This window comes from Enterobacter cloacae complex sp. P17RS (assembly GCF_014895885.1).
Taxonomy (GTDB): Bacteria; Pseudomonadota; Gammaproteobacteria; order Enterobacterales; family Enterobacteriaceae; genus Enterobacter; species Enterobacter bugandensis.
Window position 1 is genome coordinate 1 of the sequence record NZ_JADBQK010000038.1, and the last position, 16,247, is coordinate 16,247.

At 53.6% G+C, this 16,247-nt stretch carries 17 protein-coding genes and 1 other annotated feature; of the genes, 8 read left to right on the plus strand and 9 right to left on the minus strand.

Features of this window, described 5'->3' with window-relative positions; genetic code table 11:
• Positions 1-228: 228 nt before the first annotated feature.
• The 3 genes from clpB to rluD all read right to left on the minus strand — a co-directional run bounded on the left by clpB (position 229) and on the right by rluD (position 4,640).
• Complete coding sequence (clpB, locus tag IM265_RS21495) at positions 229-2,802, minus strand: ATP-dependent chaperone ClpB (RefSeq protein ID WP_041908644.1); 2,574 nt, start codon at positions 2,800-2,802, stop codon at positions 229-231.
• Positions 2,803-2,931: 129 nt separating this feature from the next.
• On the minus strand, positions 2,932-3,663 hold the full coding sequence (gene yfiH, locus IM265_RS21500) for a purine nucleoside phosphorylase YfiH (RefSeq protein WP_045260856.1): 732 nt from the start codon (positions 3,661-3,663) through the stop codon (positions 2,932-2,934).
• Positions 3,660-4,640, minus strand: a complete 981-nt coding sequence (gene rluD / locus IM265_RS21505; RefSeq protein ID WP_028014116.1) for a 23S rRNA pseudouridine(1911/1915/1917) synthase RluD — start codon at positions 4,638-4,640, stop codon at positions 3,660-3,662. Before rluD ends, yfiH begins: the two co-directional genes overlap by 4 nt.
• 131 nt (positions 4,641-4,771) lie before the next feature.
• Here rluD and bamD point away from each other — a divergent pair, with 131 nt between their 5' ends.
• The 4 genes from bamD to pheA all read left to right on the plus strand — a co-directional run bounded on the left by bamD (position 4,772) and on the right by pheA (position 7,539).
• Positions 4,772-5,509, plus strand: coding sequence for an outer membrane protein assembly factor BamD (gene bamD, locus IM265_RS21510; protein ID WP_182383894.1), 738 nt, complete (start codon positions 4,772-4,774; stop codon positions 5,507-5,509).
• 268 nt (positions 5,510-5,777) lie between these two features.
• Positions 5,778-6,119 carry a ribosome-associated translation inhibitor RaiA gene (gene raiA, locus IM265_RS21515; RefSeq protein ID WP_003863162.1) on the plus strand — a complete coding sequence of 114 codons (342 nt, stop codon included), beginning with the start codon at positions 5,778-5,780 and terminating at the stop codon, positions 6,117-6,119.
• A gap of 103 nt (positions 6,120-6,222) precedes the next feature.
• Positions 6,223-6,348, plus strand: a sequence feature (Phe leader region).
• Entirely contained in the window at positions 6,224-6,271 is a 48-nt protein-coding gene (pheL, locus tag IM265_RS21520) for a pheA operon leader peptide PheL (protein ID WP_100249759.1), read from the plus strand. It overlaps the preceding feature by 48 nt.
• 30 nt (positions 6,349-6,378) lie before the next feature.
• Entirely contained in the window at positions 6,379-7,539 is a 1,161-nt protein-coding gene (gene pheA, locus IM265_RS21525; protein WP_028014117.1) for a bifunctional chorismate mutase/prephenate dehydratase, read from the plus strand.
• On the opposite strand, the gene IM265_RS21530 is transcribed toward pheA, so the two are convergent.
• Genes IM265_RS21530 through aroF form a run of 3 tightly spaced genes read right to left on the minus strand, consistent with a single transcriptional unit; the run spans position 7,536 to position 10,671 of the window.
• On the minus strand, positions 7,536-8,408 hold the full coding sequence (locus IM265_RS21530) for an SMP-30/gluconolactonase/LRE family protein (protein ID WP_063943934.1): 873 nt from the start codon (positions 8,406-8,408) through the stop codon (positions 7,536-7,538). The two genes, pheA and IM265_RS21530, sit on opposite strands and share 4 nt — an antisense overlap.
• 60 nt (positions 8,409-8,468) lie before the next feature.
• Positions 8,469-9,590 carry a bifunctional chorismate mutase/prephenate dehydrogenase gene (tyrA, locus tag IM265_RS21535; RefSeq protein WP_028014119.1) on the minus strand — a complete coding sequence of 374 codons (1,122 nt, stop codon included), beginning with the start codon at positions 9,588-9,590 and terminating at the stop codon, positions 8,469-8,471.
• A 10-nt stretch (positions 9,591-9,600) separates the two neighbouring features.
• Positions 9,601-10,671, minus strand: a complete 1,071-nt coding sequence (aroF, locus tag IM265_RS21540) for a 3-deoxy-7-phosphoheptulonate synthase AroF (protein WP_041908638.1) — start codon at positions 10,669-10,671, stop codon at positions 9,601-9,603.
• A gap of 213 nt (positions 10,672-10,884) precedes the next feature.
• On the opposite strand from aroF, the gene IM265_RS21545 reads away from it, so the two are divergent.
• From IM265_RS21545 to IM265_RS21560, 4 genes are all read left to right on the plus strand, one after another.
• Entirely contained in the window at positions 10,885-11,259 is a 375-nt protein-coding gene (locus IM265_RS21545) for a DUF2799 domain-containing protein (RefSeq protein ID WP_041908636.1), read from the plus strand.
• 228 nt (positions 11,260-11,487) lie between these two features.
• A complete protein-coding gene (locus tag IM265_RS21550) occupies positions 11,488-11,949 on the plus strand; it encodes a YfiR family protein (protein WP_370529584.1) in 462 nt (153 codons plus the stop codon).
• Entirely contained in the window at positions 11,942-13,162 is a 1,221-nt protein-coding gene (dgcN, locus tag IM265_RS21555) for a diguanylate cyclase DgcN (protein ID WP_193031150.1), read from the plus strand. Before IM265_RS21550 ends, dgcN begins: the two co-directional genes overlap by 8 nt.
• 12 nt (positions 13,163-13,174) lie before the next feature.
• Complete coding sequence (locus IM265_RS21560; protein WP_045260862.1) at positions 13,175-13,660, plus strand: OmpA family protein; 486 nt, start codon at positions 13,175-13,177, stop codon at positions 13,658-13,660.
• A gap of 2 nt (positions 13,661-13,662) precedes the next feature.
• Here IM265_RS21560 and IM265_RS21565 read toward each other — a convergent pair whose 3' ends face one another.
• The 3 genes from IM265_RS21565 to IM265_RS21575 form a co-directional block, all read right to left on the minus strand.
• On the minus strand, positions 13,663-15,033 hold the full coding sequence (locus tag IM265_RS21565) for a PepSY domain-containing protein (protein ID WP_155026255.1): 1,371 nt from the start codon (positions 15,031-15,033) through the stop codon (positions 13,663-13,665).
• A 39-nt stretch (positions 15,034-15,072) separates the two neighbouring features.
• Positions 15,073-15,477, minus strand: a complete 405-nt coding sequence (locus IM265_RS21570) for a DUF2946 domain-containing protein (RefSeq protein WP_193031148.1) — start codon at positions 15,475-15,477, stop codon at positions 15,073-15,075.
• A 337-nt stretch (positions 15,478-15,814) separates the two neighbouring features.
• Complete coding sequence (locus IM265_RS21575) at positions 15,815-16,087, minus strand: hypothetical protein (RefSeq protein WP_193031146.1); 273 nt, start codon at positions 16,085-16,087, stop codon at positions 15,815-15,817.
• Positions 16,088-16,247 lie beyond the last annotated feature (160 nt).

Consider the following 16,247-nt stretch of genomic DNA (forward strand, 5'->3'; position numbering starts at 1 on the left):
CAGAGTCAAGCGTTTATTTTGCTTTTCTCTGCTGACCCGGCGGCGTGTGTGCCGTTGTTCCGTGTCAGTGGAGGCGCATTATAGGGAGTAATTCCGAAGCTGCAAGGATAAAGTGAAAATTATTTACTGACTGCTCACTTTCCAGGCAAAACGCATCCCAGACCTCAATTTTCGCCTGGTTTTTAAACAAAAACGAGCCGCAAGCGGCTCGTTTTTGCGTTTTGTGACTTACTGCACTGCCACAATACGATCGTCGTTAGCTTCCAGACGGATAACTTTGCCCGGAATCAGTTCTCCGGAGAGGATCTGCTGCGCCAGCGGGTTTTCGATCTGCTGCTGAATAGCACGTTTCAGTGGACGCGCACCATAAACCGGATCGTAACCATTCTCGCTCAGCAGCTTCAGCGCATCGTCGGAGATGTGAATTTCATATCCACGCTCTTCCAGACGTTTGTACAGACGCTGCAGCTGGATCTGCGCAATCGACGCAATGTGTTTCTCACCCAGAGGATGGAATACCACCACTTCGTCAATACGGTTAATGAACTCCGGACGGAAGTTATGGCTCACCACACCGAGCACCAGATCCTTCATATGGCTGTAGTCAAGTTCACCGAAACGTTCCTGAATCAAATCGGAACCCAGGTTCGAGGTCATGATGACGACCGTATTACGGAAATCGACCGTTCTCCCCTGCCCGTCTGTCAGACGACCATCATCCAGCACCTGAAGCAGGATGTTGAACACATCCGGATGCGCTTTTTCCACCTCATCCAGCAGGATGACGGAATAAGGACGCCGGCGCACCGCTTCGGTCAGGTAGCCGCCCTCTTCATAACCAACATATCCCGGAGGCGCACCGACCAGACGCGAGACGGAGTGTTTCTCCATGAACTCGGACATGTCGATACGCACCATCGCATCGTCGCTGTCGAACATAAAGTTTGCCAGCGCTTTACACAGTTCGGTTTTACCGACACCGGTCGGCCCCAGGAACAGGAACGAACCGATCGGGCGATTTGGATCGGAAAGCCCAGCACGGCTACGGCGAATAGCGTTGGAGACCGCTTCAACCGCCTCGTCCTGACCAATCACCCGCTGATGCAGATCCTGCTCCATACGCAGCAGCTTATCGCGTTCGCTTTCCATCATGCGCGCCACCGGAATACCGGTCCAGCGAGCGAGCACTTCGGCAATTTCGGCATCCGTCACTTTATTACGTAACAGACGCATGGTTTTGCCTTCAGACTGCGTGGCGATCTCAAGCTGTTTCTCCAGCTCAGGGATTTTGCCGTACTGCAGTTCAGACATACGTGCCAGGTCACCCACACGGCGAGCCTGCTCAATGGCAATTTTGGCCTGTTCGAGTTCCGCTTTAATGGTCTGCGTGCCAGAGAGGGAGGCTTTCTCGGCTTTCCACTCTTCTTCCAGCTCAGAATACTGGCGCTCTTTATCGTCCAGCTCTTCATTGAGCATATCCAGGCGTTTCTTACTGGCTTCATCGGACTCTTTTTTCAGAGCCTGCTGTTCCAGCTTGAGCTGAATGATGCGGCGGTCGAGTCGGTCCAGTTCTTCCGGCTTCGAGTCAATCTGCATACGAATGCTCGACGCCGCTTCATCGATCAGGTCGATTGCTTTATCAGGCAACTGACGATCGGCGATATACCGATGCGAAAGCGTCGCCGCCGCAACGATGGCCGGGTCAGTAATCTGCACATGGTGGTGCAGTTCATAACGCTCTTTCAGACCACGCAGGATCGCGATGGTATCTTCAACGCTTGGCTCGGCAACAAACACCTTCTGGAAACGACGTTCCAGAGCGGCATCTTTCTCAATGTACTGACGATACTCATCAAGCGTAGTGGCACCGACACAGTGAAGTTCACCACGCGCCAGCGCAGGTTTCAGCATGTTCCCGGCATCCATCGCGCCGTCGGCCTTACCAGCCCCCACCATGGTGTGCAGTTCGTCGATAAACAGAATGACGTTGCCTTCCTGTTTCGCCAGGTCGTTAAGCACGCCTTTCAAACGCTCTTCAAACTCACCGCGGTATTTCGCACCGGCCACCAGCGCGCCCATATCCAGCGCCAGTACGCGGCGGCCTTTCAACCCTTCCGGCACTTCACCGTTTACGATACGCTGCGCAAGCCCTTCAACGATGGCGGTTTTACCGACCCCCGGCTCACCAATCAGTACCGGGTTGTTTTTGGTACGACGCTGCAGTACCTGAATCGTACGACGGATCTCTTCGTCACGGCCGATAACCGGGTCAAGTTTGCCCTGCTCGGCACGTTCGGTCAGATCGACCGTAAATTTCTTCAAAGCCTGACGTTGGTCTTCGGCTCCCTGATCGTTCACGCTTTCACCTCCGCGCATTTTCTCAATCGCCTGAGTCACATTGGCGGTGGTTGCACCGGCAGATTTCAGCAGGTCGGTCAAGGTACCGCGTGATTCAAGCGCTGCCAGAACAAACAGTTCTGACGAAATAAAGTTGTCCCCACGTTTTTGCGCCAGCTTGTCGCAAAGGTTCAGCACGCGCACCAGATCCTGCGACGGTTGAACGTCGCCGCCGGTACCTTCTACCTGCGGTAAACGGCTCAGCGCCTGATCGATAGCGGTACGTAACTGGCCAGCATTAATGCCAGCAGACGTTAATAAAGGACGTACCGATCCCCCTTCCTGATTCAGCAAGGCGCTCATTAAATGAAGAGGTTCGATGAATTGGTTGTCGTGCCCCAGTGCAAGGGACTGGGCATCGGCGAGAGCAAGCTGGAATTTATTAGTAAGACGATCCAGACGCATAACTCCTCCCATAACAGGTCAAATTTGCTACTGGAGATTAAATGAGGTCATCCCTCAATTATTCAAGGTTAATGACCTGAATTATGTGAAAAGAAAACGGCACGTGCCGGATCGTCTTGATTCTTTAGGTTATATCAGCCAAATGAAACTTGCCATACGACCCGTCGTCTTGTCGCGGCGATAGGAGAAAAAATCATCCTTTTCGGTGAACGTACAGCGATCGCCACCGAAGATCTGCGTTACGCCAATATTATTCAGACGCTGGCGGGCAAGCTGGTAAATATCCGCCAGATATTTTTCCCCGGCAGGCAGGAAGGCCTCAATGGCTTGCGGATCTTTTTCCATAAATGCTTCGCGAACCTCCGGCCCCACTTCAAAAGCACGAGGGCCAATCGCCGGACCTAGCCAGGCCATGATATTGGCGGGATCATCATTGAAGCAGGCGACGGTCTCTTCCAGCACGCCCTCGCATAAGCCACGCCAGCCCGCGTGCGCTGCTGCTACCTCCGTACCGGCACGGTTACAAAACAGAACCGGCAGACAATCGGCGGTCATTACGGCACAAACCGTGCCCGGCGTATTACTGTAAGAAGCATCGGCGCGTTTGGAAGCGTAAGGTTCTCCCGTCAGCTTCAGTACCGCTTTGCCGTGAACCTGCTCCAGCCAAACCGGCTTCGACGGCAGATTTCCTGCAGCAAACAGACGCGTGCGGTTCTCTTCAACGTGTTCCAGGCTATCGCCGCAGTGCGCGCCGAGGTTTAAAGACTCCCACGCGCCCTGGCTCACGCCGCCAATACGGGTCGAACTACAGGCGGCCACGCCTGCAGGCAGCGGCCACTCCGGGACAATCAGTTTGGTCATAACCAGTCCACTTGATCCTTATGTTCTTCGAAATCGGCACGCATGGCATCAATGAGTTCCACCATATCCTGCGGGATAGGCGCATGCCATTCCATCTGGATACCACTGATCGGGTGATAAAGACGCAGCATGGTCGCGTGCAGCGCCTGACGATCGAATTTACGCAGTACGCTGATGAACTCATCCGACGCGCCTTTTGGCGGACGCGGACGACCACCGTACACCTGATCCCCCACCAGCGGATGGGTAATGTGCGCCATGTGAACGCGGATCTGGTGAGTACGACCGGTTTCCAGGCGCAGGCGCAGGCGGGTATGAATACGGAAGTGCTCCATAATGCGATAGTGCGTCACCGCCGGTTTACCCATCGGATGCACCGACATATGGGTACGTTTCGTCGGGTGACGGCTGATCGGCTCTTCTACCGTGCCGCCAGCGGTCATGTGTCCAATCGCCACCGCTTCATATTCGCGAGTAATCTCACGCAGCTGCAGCGATTCCACCAGACGGGTCTGAGCGGGAACGGTCTTCGCCACCACCATCAGACCGGTGGTGTCTTTATCCAGACGGTGAACGATGCCTGCACGTGGGACATCCGCAATCGGCGGATAATAATGAAGAAGTGCGTTAAGTACCGTACCGTCTGGATTCCCTGCGCCCGGATGAACAACCAGGTCGCGCGGCTTGTTGATCACCAGAATGTCATCATCTTCATAGACGATGTCCAATGGGATATCCTGCGGCTCGAAGCGGATTTCCTCTTCGATTTCAGCATTGATGGCAACAGCTTCCCCACCAAACACTTTCTCTTTTGGTTTGTCCCAGATCTTGCCGTTTACCAGCACGCGCTGGTCAAGGATCCATTCTTTTATGCGTGAACGCGAATAATCAGGGAACAATTCGGCCAAAGCCTGATCTAAGCGTTGACCGAGCTGATTTTCGGAGACTGTTGCGGTGAGTTCTACTCGTTGTGCCATAAACTGCTTCTTTGTTTAACGTTGGGTTTTACGGCTTTGCCGTTTAATATAGTGTGCTATTGTAGCTGGTCTTAATCGGGAGCAGGAACAGAGTTTCTCCCGGACAAACATTTGAGGAAAGTCAAAACGTCATGACGCGCATGAAATATCTGGTGGCAGCGGCCACGTTGAGCCTGGCTTTGGTGGGCTGCTCCGGTTCGAATGAACAGGTCCCTGACAATCCGCCGAATGAAATCTATGCGACTGCACAACAAAAGTTGCAGGACGGTAACTGGAAACAGGCGATAACGCAACTGGAAGCGTTGGATAATCGCTATCCATTTGGTCCGTATTCGCAGCAGGTACAGTTAGATCTTATCTACGCCTACTACAAAAATGCCGATCTGCCGCTGGCTCAGGCAACTATCGATCGTTTCATGCGTCTGAACCCGACTCATCCTAACATCGACTACGTCATGTACATGCGCGGCCTGACCAACATGGCGCTGGACGACAGCGCCCTGCAGGGCTTCTTCGGCGTAGATCGCTCCGACCGTGACCCGCAGCATGCGCGCGACGCCTTCAATGACTTCTCCAAGCTGGTGCGCGGCTATCCAAACAGCCAGTACGTCACCGACGCGACCAAACGTCTGGTGTTCCTGAAAGATCGTCTGGCGAAATATGAGTACTCCGTTGCGGAATACTATACCCGCCGTGGCGCATGGGTTGCCGTGGTTAACCGCGTAGAAGGTATGCTGCGTGATTACCCGGATACTCAGGCAACGCGTGACGGCCTGAAGCTGATGGAAAATGCTTACCGTCAGATGCAGATGACCTCTCAGGCTGAAAAAGTGGCGAAAATCATCGCCGCGAACAGCAGCAACACGTGATAGCGTTTCAATGCAAAACGGCAGCCCGAAGGCTGCCGTTTTTTTATTCAATTCAGACATCCGCTGAAGCGCTTTAGCCTCAACACATCCCGTCAACTATGACCGCAATTCGTACCTTCCACAAGGTAAATCTCATCTCTTCCTGCCCTGCCTCACAAAAAAGATTCCCTGACAAAAACCGACAAAATAACGTGATCTAAATCACACATTTTGACATTAGGTCGGGTATGCTGGAATCACCAAGACGGAAAGACAAGAGGTAAAATTTATGACAATGAACATTACCAGTAAACAAATGGAAATTACTCCGGCAATTCGCCAGCACGTCGCAGACCGTCTCGCCAAACTGGATAAATGGCAAACACATTTGATTAATCCACATATCATCCTGTCCAAGGAGCCCCAGGGTTTCATCGCTGACGCAACTATCAATACTCCAAACGGCCATCTGGTCGCCAGCGCAAAACATGAGGATATGTACACCGCTATTAACGATTTGATCAACAAGCTGGAACGGCAGCTCAATAAAGTGCAACACAAAGGTGAAGCCCGTCGCGCCGCAACGTCGGTGAAAGACGCCAGCTTCGCGGAAGAAGTTGAAGAAGAGTAATCCTTTAAATTGAGTGTACCGCCAACGCGCCTTCGGGCGCGTTTTTTATTGACAGGGTGAAAACAGTACGGGTACTTTAACGGTATCAATCACAGGATGACTTTATGAAACTTACGCCGTTCTTCTTCGCATTCTTTTTTACCTTCCCCTGAACGGGAGGCGTTTCGTCGTGTGATAAAGAATGCGAAGACGAACAACAAGGCCTCCCACACCGGGGGGCCTTTTTTATTGATAACGATAAAATGAGACAGGCAACACTATGACACCGGAAAACCCGTTACTGGATCTGCGAGTAAAAATCAGCGCGCTGGATGAAAAATTACTGGCGCTGCTGGCCGAACGTCGCGCCCTCGCCGTTGAAGTGGGCAAAGCTAAGCTGGACTCCCATCGTCCGGTCCGTGACATCGACCGCGAGCGGGATCTGCTGGAACGTCTCATCCAGCTCGGCAAAGCGCATCACCTCGATGCCCACTACATCACCCGGCTGTTCCAGCTCATCATCGAAGATTCCGTTCTGACCCAGCAAGCGCTACTCCAGCAGCATCTCAATAAAACCAACCCGCACTCGGCGCGCATCGCCTTCCTCGGGCCTAAAGGCTCCTATTCTCATCTGGCCGCACGCCAGTATGCCGCACGTCATTTTGAAGAGTTTATTGAGAGCGGCTGCGCAAAATTCGCCGATATTTTTAACCAGGTTGAGACCGGCCAGGCGGATTACGCCGTGGTGCCGATTGAAAACACCAGTTCCGGCGCCATTAACGACGTCTACGATTTACTGCAGCACACCAGCCTGTCGCTGGTCGGCGAGCTGACGATCCCTATCGATCACTGCGTGCTGGTCTCCGGTTCAACGGACCTGAACACGATCGAAACGGTCTACAGCCATCCGCAGCCTTTCCAGCAGTGTAGCCAGTTCCTGAACCGCTATCCGAACTGGAAAATTGAGTACACCGAAAGCACCTCGGCGGCAATGGAAAAAGTAGCGCAAGCCAACTCCCCAACCGTTGCTGCGCTCGGCAGCGAAGCGGGCGGCGCGCTGTATGGCTTACAGGTTCTTGAACGCAATCTTGCTAACCAGACGCAAAACATTACCCGCTTCGTGGTGCTGGCCCGCAAGGCAATCAACGTGTCAGACCAGGTGCCGGCGAAAACCACGCTGCTGATGGCGACCGGCCAGCAGGCGGGCGCGCTGGTAGAAGCCCTGCTGGTACTGCGCAACCACAATTTGATCATGACCAGGCTGGAATCACGCCCAATCCACGGTAATCCATGGGAAGAGATGTTTTACCTCGATATCCAGGCCAACCTGGAATCTGCATCCATGCAGAAAGCCCTGCGCGAACTGGGTGAAATTACCCGTTCAATGAAAGTGCTGGGCTGCTATCCGAGCGAAAACGTCGTCCCGGTCGATCCAAGCTAGCATTCGATAAAACGGCTTTTCTTCATCCCTGCCACATTAACCGGCAGGGTGAAGACGGCTCCGGAAAGCGGATACTTCGCCACCTCCTCCGCATCCATATTTTCCCGCGTGGTGGTAATGAACAGCGTTTTCATATCATCGCCGCCAAAGCAGACCATCGTCGGGCAACGCACCGGCATGCGGTATTCTTCCAGTTGCTCCCCTTGTGGAGAAAAACGCGCGATACGCCAGCCGTCAAACAGCGCGCTCCAGTAGCAGCCTTCCACATCCATCGCCGCACCGTCCGGTATCCCCTCGCCCTTATTAAACTGACGAAACACCTCGCGCCTGCCCGGTTCGCCCTGCTCATCAAGCGGGGTACGGAAGATCACACCGTTGGGCGTGTCTGAGGTAAACATCCACTGCTTATCCGGGCTAAACGCCAGGCCGTTGTGCCCGTGAATATCGCACTGGATCACTTTCGGCGTCAGGTCATTGTCGATGCGCATCAGCAGGGCACCGTTGTAATCTCCCGGCCCCCAGAACGTGCCCGCATAGAAGCGCCCCTGGTGGTCGGTACCCCCATCATTAAAACGTGCGAGCTGCGGGTTTGAGGGGTTATCGCACACCTTGCGCTGCAGGAGCCCATGCTTATCGGCAAGCCAGATGCCGTTGCGCATAGCGACGATAAAGCCGCCTCGCTCACGCAGGGCAAAGCAGCCCACCTCTTCATGGAAGGAAAGCACGGTATGTTCCCCCGTCGGCAGGTGGTAGCGGTGGATCTCCCCTTCCAGAATATCCGCCCAGTAAAGCGCATTTTCTTCTGCGCTCCACGTCGGGCATTCGGGCAGATGCCCGGTGTAGTTCAACAGCAGCTGCGGTTCAGCCATGACAGTTCCCCAAAATGAAAAAAGCCAGCATTGCTGGCTTTCAGTATATACATCATTGGATTACTGGCGACTGTCATTTGCCTGGCGCAACAGCGTGCGGCTTTCACTCTGGAAACGCGTGGCGTAATCGCCGAACCAGTGCTCCACTTTGCGGAAGCTGTCGATAAACGCCTGCTTGTCTCCGTGCTCCAGCAGCGTAATGGCTTCGCCAAAGCGCTGATAGTAGCGCTTAATCAGCGCCAGATTATTTTCAGACGACATGATGATGTCGGCGTAAAGCTGGGGATCCTGCGCAAACAGACGCCCGACCATCGCCAGCTCAAGACGATAGATCGGTGAAGAGAGCGCCAGCAACTGTTCAAGCTGCACGTTCTCTTCAGCCAGATGCAGGCCGTAGGCAAAGGTCGCAAAGTGGCGCAGCGCCTGAATGAACGCCATGTTCTGATCGTGCTCGACCGCGCTGATGCGGTGCAGCCTCGCGCCCCAGACCTGAATCTGTTCCAGGAACCATTGATAGGCTTCCGGCTGACGGCCGTCGCAGTAAACCACCACCTGCTTCGCCAGGCTGCCGCTGTCCGGGCCAAACATCGGGTGCAGCCCGAGCACCGGGCCCGTATGCGCAGCCAGCATCGCCTGCAGAGGACCGTTTTTAACGGAAGCCAGATCCACCAGAATGCAGTCTTTTGGTAAAGGAGGAAGCTTCCCGATGATCTGCTCCGTCACGTGGATCGGCACGCTGACGATAACCATTCCGGCATCTTTCATCAGTTCTGGTGCTTGTGCCCAGTCCTCTTTTTCCAGAATGCGCACCTGATAGCCAGAAAGCGTCAGCATTTTCTCGAACAGACGCCCCATCTGCCCAGCTCCGCCAACAATCACCACCGGACGCAGGGACGGACAGAGGGTTTTAAAGCCCTTGTCGTTTTCGCTGGAATAGGATTCCCGCATCACGCGACGCAGAACATCTTCAATCAAATCCGGCGAAACGCCCAGCGCCTGCGCCTCTTTACGACGGGAGGCCAGCATTGAGGCTTCGCGCTCCGGGACGTAAATCGGCAGGCCGTATTTGCTTTTCACCTCACCGACTTCGGCAACAAGCGCCATACGGCGCGCCAGCAGGTCCAGCAGCGCCTTATCCACTTCATCAATTTGATCGCGCAGTGCGGTCAATTCAGCAACCATAACTACCCTCTTAAGCCAGACGCGTCGCCAGCTGGCCGCTTAAATCTTTATGGATCTCACGCAGCAGCGCATCGGTGGTTTCCCAGCTGATGCAGGCATCCGTCACGGAGACGCCGTGCTTCATCGCGCTGCGCGGCTGTTCTGATGACTGATTACCTTCATGAATGTTGCTCTCAATCATCAGGCCGATAATCGAACGGTTTCCGTCTTTGATCTGTGCGACCACGGATTCCGCAACCGCTGGCTGGCGACGGTAATCTTTATTCGAATTACCATGACTGCAATCTACCATCAGTGCCGGACGCAGTCCCGCCTGTTCCATCTCTTTTTCACACTGCGCCACGTCCGCCGGGCTGTAGTTTGGCGCTTTACCGCCGCGCAGGATCACATGACCGTCCGGGTTGCCCTGCGTTTGCAGCAGGCACACCTGGCCCGCCTGGTTGATCCCAACAAAGCGGTGCGGCATGGCGGCGGCGCGCATGGCGTTGATCGCCGTCGCCAGGCTGCCATCGGTACCATTTTTGAAGCCAACCGGCATCGACAACCCAGACGCCATCTCACGGTGGGTTTGCGATTCAGTCGTACGCGCACCAATTGCGGACCAGCTAAACAGATCGCCCAGGTATTGCGGGCTGTTTGGATCCAGCGCTTCGGTTGCCAGCGGCAGCCCCATGCTGACCAGTTCCACCAGCAGGCGACGCGCAATCTTCAGGCCTGCTTCCACATCAAACGAGCCATCCATGTGCGGATCGTTGATCAATCCTTTCCAGCCAACCGTCGTGCGTGGCTTTTCAAAATAGACGCGCATCACCAGATAGAGGCTATCGCTGACCTCCTCCGCTAATGCTTTAAATCGACGCGCATACTCAATGGCGGTTTCAGGATCGTGAATAGAGCAAGGACCACAAACCACCAGCAGGCGCGGATCGCGGCCAGCGATAATGTCAGAAATGGTCTGGCGAGAGTGCTCGATCTGAGCCTCCTGCGCGGCGCTCAGCGGAAACTCCGCTTTCAGTTGATCCGGGGTAATCAAAACCTGTTCGTCAGTGATATGTACGTTGTTCAGCGCGTCTTTTTGCATGATAGCGATCCTGTAGAGCTCGTTTGCGATAGTTGTTTTCCTCAGTGAGGTGAAACCACGATACCATAAAAAGTAAACATTTCAATCCAAAATACGTACACATTAGTTTACATTGGCACAGTAAAGGCAAAAATCAGCCGCTAAAATCGTAAAGTTTAAATTACAGCCTAAATTTCTCCCGCCAGGCTATGCTGAAGAAAAAGGAGAAGGGTTATGCGATCGATTGCTTTCGTCCTGCTGTCGCTGTTTTTATCGGGCTGCCAGATTAATCCTTACACTTTCCAGCCCAACTGGACGAGCCCGGACTGGTTCAGCGCGGGTAAAGAAGACGCCATAAATGGCCTGCCGGTTAAAGATAACCAGACCCTGGCCGATAGTTTTAACGACCCCCACGTCGATCGTAATGAATATCTTCGCGGTTATGCTGATGGTCAGAAGAAAGTGTGTGAAGAAGGCTTTATTCATGCATGGGGATTAGCGGGCAAATCTTATCCAGCCAGTTGTGATACTGTTGAAAATGCAGCGAAACTGCATGCGTCATGGCAAAAAGGAATGGATGAAAGTATGCGTTCCAGCAGGCTTAATTAAGTCTGCTTTTATTCTTTGGAAAATAAACAACTGTAGGATTTAGCTTAGGTCAGCCATGGGCTATTTCTGACATAATGACGGTTCTGATAAACAATGGTATTCTGCCCGCAACTCTTAAGGACATCTATTTCCGGAGCGGTACGGCGGATTCTGGTGAGAAATTTATACTTGAACTCTTTGTTCCGACTCCCTCTGGTGCTAATGCTGTTCCTTATGGTGGGCCCGGCGATGGCAGGCGCGCTCTCGGAGACAGATAAATCGGTACGTTCTATTGTCTCAGGCATAGTGAGCTATACGCGATGGCCGTCGCTTTCCGGCCAGCCTAAACTCTGCATCTATGCCACTTCTCACTATACGCACGCGCTCAGCGAAGACCAGGGGCATAACGAGTTACCTTATACCCCCGTTATTGTACGTAACGATCGGGAAGCCCTGGCCGCGACATGCGATGCTGTTTATTTCGGGACTGAACCACCTGCGAAACAACTTGAATTAATAAGTCAATATCAGGGCAGAGCATTGCTATTAATCTCAGAGCAAAATCCGGAATGTGTTATTGGCAGCGCCTTTTGCCTGATAATCGATCGTGGCCAGGTGCGATTTTCCGTCAACCTGGATGCGTTGACACGCAGTGGCGTCAGGGTTAACCCGGATGTATTGATGCTTGCACGGAATAAGCAGCATGGATAAAGATTTCATCTCGACGCAGCGTCCGACCTTTAAAAGAACGCTGAGGCGAAACAGCATGATAAGCGTCATCATCACAATGACGTTAATATGGCTGTTGCTCTGTTTTGCCTCGGTCGTAACATTAAAACAATACGCGCAAAAAAATCTCGAATTAACCGGCGCCACAATGAGCCACAGCCTTGAAGCCTCTCTGGTTTTCAACGATTCACTGGCGGCCAACGAAACGCTCGCTGCGCTGGGTAAGCAGGGGCAGTTTGCCGTAGCAGAAGTCATCAACGGGCATAAAAAGCGCTTTGCCTACTGGTCCTGGAACCCGAAGGATAATAACGACACGCTGGGGGCGCTGGTCAGCCGCTGGCTTTTCCCCGTTCCGGTTGCGCAGCCCATCCTGCACAACGGCGCGAAGTTAGGTGAAATACGTCTTACCGCGCGTGACAGCCTTATCAGCCATTTCATCTGGATGTCGTTTGCCGTCCTCACTGGCTGTATTCTTTTTGCAACCGTCGTCGCACTCACCATTACCCAGTCTCTGCACCGCGGCATGGTCACTGCGCTGCAAAATATCACCGACGTTGTGCATGACGTCCGCACCAATCGCAACTTTTCCCGTCGGGTGAAAGATGGGCGCATTGAAGAATTCCATCAGTTTGGAGAAGACTTCAACAGCCTGCTGGACGAGATGGAGGAGTGGCAGCTTAAGCTACAGGCGAAAAACGCTCAGCTGCTTCGTACCGCCATGCACGACCCGCTCACCGGTCTTGCTAACCGCGCTGCGTTTCGTAACAGTATTGCGGCATTAATGAATGACCCCTCGGCAAAAACAAACTCGGCCCTGCTCTTCCTCGACGGTGATAATTTTAAGTTTATTAACGACACCTGGGGACACGCGGCAGGAGACTGCGTGCTGATTGAAGTCGCCAGCAGGATGGTGGAATTTGGCGATAAACGCCATCAGTCCTACCGCCTTGGCGGTGACGAATTTGCCATGGTGCTGTACGGGGTGCATTCTGAACCAGAGGTTCAACACATTTGTGCTGCGCTAGCGCAGCAGTTTATCCGTCCGTTTGATCTGCACAACGGACAAAAAGCATCGATGTCACTCAGCATTGGCTTTGCTCTGGCGTGGGAAAATGCTTCCGTGGAAGCATTACTGGAGAGGGCTGACCGCAACATGTACCAGGTTAAAAACCAGCGTAAGAAAACAATAAGTTAGAAAGGATACACTATGTTAAAACGTTACTTCGCGCCGTTAGTTATGGCCTCACTGGTTCTGGCAGGCTGTCAGTCGCCGCCCCAGGGCAAATTTACTCCTGAGCAAATCGCGGCGATGAAGTCATACGGTTTTAACGAACTGAACGGCGACTGGTCGCTTGGTATGTCGGACACCATCCTCTTTGATAAGAATGACGCCAGACTGCGTCCGGAAAGTGAAACACAGATCCAGTCCATGGCCTCTCGTCTGGCGAAAACTGGCCTGAATCACGCGCGAATGGACGGTCATACCGATAATTACGGTGAAGCAAGCTACAACGAAGCCCTGTCGTTAAAACGCGCCAATGCCGTGGCCGACGCCTGGGCGAAAGGCGCGAATATCCCGCGCAGCAATCTCTCCACCCGGGGATTAGGCCAAAAATATCCGATTGCGAGCAACAGCACTGCACAAGGGCGCGCTGAAAACCGCCGGGTGTCAGTGGTTATCAGCGCGCCATAGGATTATTTAGCGGATGATTCGGTGAGCGACACGCCTGTTGCCGCTCGCCAGCGCAGCCAGTCAATCAGAACAAACAGCGCCAGACTCACGCCCATCACCGGCAAAGCCAGCCCCAGCAGTGCGCTGATGACCACGGTAACACCTCTTCCCCACCCTGACAGCGCCAGCCAGCTCTGAGTAAGCGTCTGCACCGGATTCATTGCCGACTGTGCCGGACGACGCATCCACCACATCCGGTATCCCCAGATGATAAGCACGCACAGGGCAAGGCCGAAAGCAACGAGCAGCAGCTGATTCACCAGCCCGAATAAGATCCCCATATGGAAATCCACGCCCCAGCGGGTCAGTTTTGCCATGAGCGGGAAATCCTCGAATCGGGTTCTGTCGAGGATCTGCATCGTACCGGGATCAACCGCAACGGCGTCCACCTGAGTCGGCCAGCTGCGGTCGATCTCCGTCACTGTCCATGCGCGATCCATTGTTTTCGCCGGGCGGATCTCCAGCCTGTTGGCATCAATCCCCGCTTTACGCGCCGCGCTCAACACGCCGTCAAACCGCGTCAGATCCATCGCCATTTCCGGCATCACCATTCCGCCGTGATGGCCACGGTGTTCGGCATGTTCATCCACGACCTCATGTTGGCCGGATAGCGTCGTGTTCACCTGCGGGGTGAGCCAGTTCATCTCTGCACGCAGCTTATCCACGTTCCCGCCCGCCCACTGGGACCAGGTCAGGCCGGTTGCAGAGAAGAGCAGCATGCCCCCCAGTAATATCCATCCGAGCGTCACATGCACCCGACGGCGGTTCTGGAAGCGATTGTTAATCCGGCGTTTTGGTCGGGTATAAAACCACAGGGCAATCCCTCCCAGTGCGGCCACCCACATCCAGGAAGCGGCCAGTTCGCTATAGAGCCGCCCAATATCACCCAGCATCAGAGAGGTATGCAGATAATCAATGGTCTGACGCAGCGGTAAAATTCCGCTGGTACCGTACACCGTCATATCCCCCAGCACCGTGAGGCTTACCGGATCGATAAAGATTGCCCGGTTTTCCGAGGGCCCCAGCGTCGGGTCCGCAAACATCACGCGGGTGGTTTCACCTTCAACCAGCCCCGGGCGAACGGCGTGCAAACGCAAATCTGAGCCAACGGCCTTTTCCGCCGTGGCGATTTGTTCCGCCAGCGGCTTCGGTTCGCCCACGGAATTCGTGTGGAGCGCGTCCCGGTAGAGCGCATTCTCGAGCTGCGGGGTCGCCACGTACAGCGTACCGGTCAGCGCGGCGAAGAAGATAAACGGGCCGACAAATAGCCCGACGTAGAAATGGAGGCGACGCAGCAGGTTTCCCCATGCCGCGCGCGGAGTGCAGGTAGTCATACTTTTCCTTTTTAAGGCAAAAAGTTATCGATTGAGTTTTTAAAGGGAAAAAGCAGACTGCTGCGGCGGCGCGCGGGTATCAGGGTAAAGCCAGGGGAAAAAGTGCCAGTGGCTGACCGCCTGACGCGGCGGCTTAACGCGAAGCCTCTGCAGCACGATACTGAGCAGCACTATCAGCGCGAGCATCACGCCCGGCACGTGGGCTAACAGCACGCAGTAGCCACAGGCTTCCGCATGGTCGACAGGCATCGTGTGCGGCATATCGCCGTGATGCTCGTCCATCGACATCATGCTCATGTCATGATGCATGCCCGGCATGGCGCTCATTGGGTCTTTCTGCAGCGAGACGGAGATAAGGGGTGCTACCACGATCAGCAGGATCGCAAACAGCGCGGTCAAAGCCGCTGCGCGTTTCCGGTTAGGCTGATGCAGTACGTTATCCACTTCCCCTCCATTCAAGAGGCAAGCATTGTAAATGATTTATGACGAAAGGGTTAACGCGAGAGGTGCGATCGGGCAAAAAAGTCAGCATTTCTAACATAAAGTCGCTTAAGCGATGCTCAGTTCAAACGCTTATATCCAACACCATTGATAAATACAGATTTTTCTTTATGAACAGTTAGTTATATGGATCACTAGCACAGCGAAATGCGGTCAAAAAGTGTTATGTGGAAGTGTCAGGATTTCAAGATGTTGAATATAAAGTAGGGCTGGAAAAGAGTTGATGTTATCAATTAAAGCCCCTAAAAATCGGGCTTCAACATTTAAACCTGCTAATTTGCTAGCTTAGACGGGCCGGAACGAGAGCCGCCAGCTTTTCAGCAAGGACCTGTTCGGATTGACCATCACCATCAAGGCCCATTGCATCAATAGCCGAACAGAGAAATCTATGAAATTCAAAGACACTCTTGCCCTCGGCGATCATATGACAAATAAGAGCAACGTATGCATCGTATTCATCCTTGGCCTTTTCAAACTCATTGATACCAATAGAATCCCATTCATTTAACAGAATCGATTTCACGGTTTCATGCAGCATTGTTTTATCCATCATTTAGGCCCCCCAGGAATAACTGTCACAACATTCCCAGTATTTGAATTTACAATTACGCGCAGGTTGTTAATCGAATCATAGTAGCCAGTCGTTCCCGCCTTCGTAGGAAATAGCTCATCTAACTTGATTGTATTCTCTATCGCAGACGGCGGGGGGGGGG